Genomic DNA, 4,708 nt, shown 5'->3' with positions numbered 1-4,708 from the left:
GGGGTGGGCCGCGCCGCCCACCGGGCTGTCGGCGCCACCGGGCACGATGAAGCGGGGCCCGGCCAGCCTCAGCACGTCCCGGGCCTCGTCCCGGGTGGACGGTGACACCACCGCCACCGGGCGCCGCCCGTACACCCAGCGGCTTCCCGGCGTCTCCAGCAGCTGCCCGGCCCTAGCCACCGGCGCCGGGAAGTAGAGCGGGAACTGCCGCTGGTGGACGTGGTGCAGGACCTGGACCACCGCGGTGCCCGCGGGCAGCGCCAGCGGGCTGAAGAACGGGATGCCGTTCTGGCAGTCCACCACCGCGTCGACCCCGCGGCGGTCACGCAGCAGCCGGGCGAGGACGGCCGGGTACACCCCGAACGTGCCGCCGCGGCGGTGGATCTCGACGCCGCGGACGGTGGCCGACCGGGCCTGCCCGGCCGGCCGGGCGGTGAGCAGGCTCACCCGGGCGCCGGCCGCGGCGAAGCGCTCGGCCACCGACTGGCAGTAGAGTTCAGCACCACCGGCCTGCGGGTGGTCGAGATCACGCCAGTTGAGGAACACCACACGACGGCCGGCGAGCGCGTCGATCCACCTGCTCAGACTGCCTGTGGGCGCTGCGGTCACGGGCACCGGCGACTCCTTTCACGGACGGGCTGTCGTCAACCTGCTGACGCCGGTGGCGCAGCCCCCGCCCCAGCCCGCGACGATGGTGCCAGATCGCAGGGACCGGACGTCGCTGGGACGCGGGCGGTGGCTTACCGTGGATCAGCGATGCCCGGCAAAGGGCGGCAAAATGGATCCGCGCAAGCGGGGCCGGGCGGAAGGAGACGGGTGACGAACGTCGGACGTGCGGCGCTCGCGCGTGCCCTCCAGGGGCCCGGGGTGCTCGCGGCCGCCGGGTTCGCTGTCAACGGCGGCAACCTGCTGGCCAACCTGGTGTTCGCCCGGGCGCTCGACGCCGCCAACTACGGCGCGCTGGTCGTCCAGACCGGAATCTTCCTGATCCTGTCGATGGGCGGCTCCGCCCTGCAGATCGCGGTGGTGCAGCGGGACACCTCCGCGCCCGGCCACACCCGGCACCAGCGGGGGTTCTGGATCCGCCGGCTGCGTGGCGTCTGCGCGGTCGGGGTGGCCGTCGCCGGTGTCCTCGGCCTGCTGGCCGCCAGGCCCGCGGCGACGGTGCTGTCCTATCCGCATCCGCTGGCGATCGCGGAGGCGGTCGTGGCCGCGGGGGTGTGGGTGTCGCTGTCGGTCGAGCGCGGCCTGTTGCAGGCCCGCCGCTCCTATCAGGACCTGGCCCGCAACTTCGTCCTGGAGGGCGCGGCCCGGATCGCCGTCACCATCGGTCTGATGTTCGCCGGGCTGGGCGTCAACGGCGCGGGCCTCGGCCTGATCGTCGGTATCGCGCTCGCGACCGAGCACGCTCGGCGGCGTAGCGCGCGGACATCACGCAAAGTAGCGGATATCCGGTGTGCGGCCACCTGTGACGAGCGGATCGGCTCCACCGGGCCGATCCTCCTGCCGCCCGTCTCCACGGTGCGCACCAGGCACGCCCTGCGGCGCGACACGACAACCGCGCTCGCCGCGCTCGTGCCGCTGGCCATGCTGCAGAACATGGACGTGGTCATCGTCGGCTGGCTCAATCCCGGCTCGGTCGGGCCGTACGCCGCCATCGCCACGGCCTGCAAGGTACCGGTGTTCATCGGGCTGGCCGTGGCGAACTTCCTGCTGCCGGAGGCGGCCCGCCGCCGGCAGCAGGGCCGTCCCGCCACGGCGGCGCTGCTCGCGGCGGTCGGCTGGGTGATCGCTCCCGGGCTGCTGCTGGTGGCGGTCGGCGCGGTGGCCGCCCGGCTCCTGCTGTCGGAGGTCTTCGGCCCTGAGCTGACCGCGGGCGCGCCCGCGCTGTGGGTGCTGGCGCTCGCCATGACCTGCCTGGCCGTGACACTGCTGTTCACCAACTACCTGCTGGGCGCGGGCCGCCGCGGCGTGGTGGGTGTGCTCGCGGCCGGGACCGTGCTGACCGGCGGTGGACTGATCATGGCTGGTGGGGATCTGGTCGCCACCGCGACGATGGCGCTCGTCTGCCAGGCCGTGACCGTCTCGCTGGCCGGCCTCATGGTGGTGCGGGCGCACTCGCCCGCAGTGCTGGCGATGGCCGCGGGCACGCCGCCGGGCCAGGCGGCCGGCCCGGCGGCGCGGGCCCAGCCGGGCGGGCGGCCCGGCGGCTGGGAGCCGGCTGCCGGCCAGCGATCGGGCAGGTGGCCCCGCCGCGACCCGGCCAGCCTGGTGGGAGGGCATGACCGGGAGACGGTCCGCGAGCCGGAGGCGCTCATCCTCAGCCGCGCCGAGTAGCCGTCAGCGATCGTCTGATCGTCTGATCGTCGATCAGAGCTGGCGAACGTGCCGCTGGGCGGGGATCCGGTGCCACCGGGCCTGCCGGGGCGGTTCCGGGCGGCGCTGAACCGGCCCCAGGCCGAGCCCCAGGCCGAGCCCCAGACCGAGCCCCAGACCGAGCCCCAAACCGAAAGGTAGGTCACCCGACAGGTTTTCCGATCCCGGCGAACCCGGGCCATGCGCTCATCGGACACTAGGAGGCATGCGTCGGGATTCCGTACCGGGGGGGCACACGCCAACACCCGGTGACGTATCCCCTCGTGCCGGTGACCGGCCGGCGGGCCGGCGCGAGCCGGTGGTCCCGCCCCGGGAGTGGATTCCGGTCCGCCTCCGGCGCCGTCCGGCCGCCCCGGCGGAGCGCGAGCCGGCCGTCCCGGTGGCCGTTCCCGCCGCCGTGCCGCCCGCCGCCGTGCCGCCCGCCGCCGTGCCGCCCGCCGCCGTGCCGCCCGCCGCCGCGTCCGCGCCGACGCCTGTCGCCGTGCCGCCCGCCGCCGTGCCCGCGCGGGTCACCGCCAGCGCCGCCCCCGCGCCGTCGTCCCATGGTGCCCACGCGGCAGGACAGGAACACCGGGAGCATCAGGAACGGCGGGAATGCGAAGAATGCCATGAACGTACGGACACCTGCGCATGCCCGGACCGGCCGCGGGCGAAACGGCGGGGCGTGACCCGCCGCTGGGCGGTGGCCGGCGCGACCACGGCGGGGCTGGGCGCGCTCGCCGGCACGGCCAGGCTGCTGTTCGGCACGGAACGTATCTACGATCACGGCGATACCGCCGGCATGGGCGCGCTCGCGCTGTTCGGCGCGCCCGGCAGCTTCGGCGACCTCGACAGCTCCCAGGACGGCGTCAGGGACACCCGGATCGTCACGGTGGACGTGCCCGGCTGGGGTTTCGGCCCCGGTCAGGCCGCCTACATGTCGACCGTCACCTCCGACGGGACGGTTTTCACCGCGACCACGCCGTTCTCGGACAACCAGGCCCAGCCCACCGGGACGGGGATGGAGATCGCGGCGTTCGAGCCCGGCTCGATGCGTTTCACCCGGCTGGTCGTGCCGTCGAGCACCGGGCGGACGCAGCTGCCCCGGGCCGATACGGGGTTCCGTGGCGTCGGCGGCGCCGACGTCGCCGACGTGATCGTGACCGGTTCGGCTCCGGACGAGCGGGTGATGTTCGTCTCGGCCGTGTCGTACTTCGGCTGGGACACGGCGGTGTACGGGGAGCTGCCGGCGCTCGGGCAGATCCGCCGTCCCGCTCCCGGCCAGCCCTGGAGCTACGATCCGACGCGGTCGTGGACGACCGACCAGCTTGCGGCGGCCGCGCCGCCGGAGGCGGCCGCGAACGCCTTTCCGCACGAAGGCCGCGGGGAGCCGCGGTGGTCGCGGGGCCCGGCCGCGATCGGCCGGCTGCCGGCCAGCGGCCACCTGGTGATCGCACAGTACTTCGGGTCCTCGAGCCTGGGCACCGACCAGGGGGCGCTGCTGGTCGTGGACACCGCGGGCCGGGTACGCGCGTCCTGGCAGTACCCGGAGGTCCAGGTCTTCGGCGTGCCGGTGGTGGTCAATCCCCGGGAGGTCGTCACCGACCCCACGTCCACGGCCGGCGACGAGCGCTTCGTGTTGATCAGTGACTGCCGGACCGCTGACAACCGGGTGGTCCCCTTCCCGGTCCAGGAGTTCTCCTATTCGGCGGGCGGCGCGGGCCAGGGGAGCGGGACGATCACTCCCTGTAGCACCGCGGTGCGGGCCGCGGTGGACGGCTCCCGCATGGAGACCGCGTGCTTCGACGACAACGGCACCCTGTACGTCGCCCGCACCCACGCGGACGGGCTGCACGCGGCGACGCTCGCGGTCTATCCGAAGATCGACGGTAACCGTGGCCTGGTCACCCGCACCCCGGCGACCGACGGCTGGCCGTGGCGTAGCTGGGGGGTGCCGAACCCGCCGGAGCATTTCGTGGCGGGCACCGACACGGGCGGCCTGGTCCGCAGCATCGTGTTCGATCCGGCCAGCGGGGCGGTCGTGCTCGCCGGTCTCGACGGCACGGTGCGGGCCGTCCGCCCGTCCGGCCGGGGCAGGCGGATGACGTTTACGGTCGGCCAGCCGATCGACATTGGGCTGCGCCACCTGCGCGGGCCGTCCAGCCGCTATATCGGCCTGCGGCGCGGTGCCGTCGACGTGCGGCAGCGGGTGCTGTGGCTGCCGGTCAACCAGCTGGTCCTGGACGCCATCGCGTGGCCGTACCCGCCGTTCAAGCTCGACCAGTGGCTGATGCGGATCGACCTGCGGGCCGTGCTCACCTGACCGCGCAGCCCCGGCCCGCGCGTCCGGGGC

At 74.7% G+C, this 4,708-nt stretch carries 3 protein-coding genes; 2 read left to right on the top strand and 1 reads right to left on the bottom strand.

Going from position 1 to position 4,708, the window contains the following annotated elements; genetic code table 11:
* Window positions 1-615 (bottom strand): glycosyltransferase family 4 protein (locus AC5LUJ_RS04270; protein ID WP_493464491.1); only part of this gene is annotated, 615 nt, incomplete at its 3' end.
* A 201-nt stretch (window positions 616-816) separates the two neighbouring features.
* Here AC5LUJ_RS04270 and AC5LUJ_RS04265 point away from each other — a divergent pair.
* The gene (locus AC5LUJ_RS04265; protein WP_493464490.1) at window positions 817-2,337 is read left to right on the top strand and encodes a lipopolysaccharide biosynthesis protein; all 1,521 of its coding nucleotides are present in this window, start codon (window positions 817-819) and stop codon (window positions 2,335-2,337) included.
* 244 nt (window positions 2,338-2,581) lie between these two features.
* A complete protein-coding gene (locus tag AC5LUJ_RS04260; protein WP_493464489.1) occupies window positions 2,582-4,678 on the top strand; it encodes a hypothetical protein in 2,097 nt (698 codons plus the stop codon).
* Window positions 4,679-4,708 lie beyond the last annotated feature (30 nt).

Source organism: Protofrankia sp. CiP1_Cm_nod3, assembly GCF_982290655.1.
Note: the sequence above shows the minus strand (reverse complement) of the source record. Positions and strands in the feature narration are given on the sequence as shown.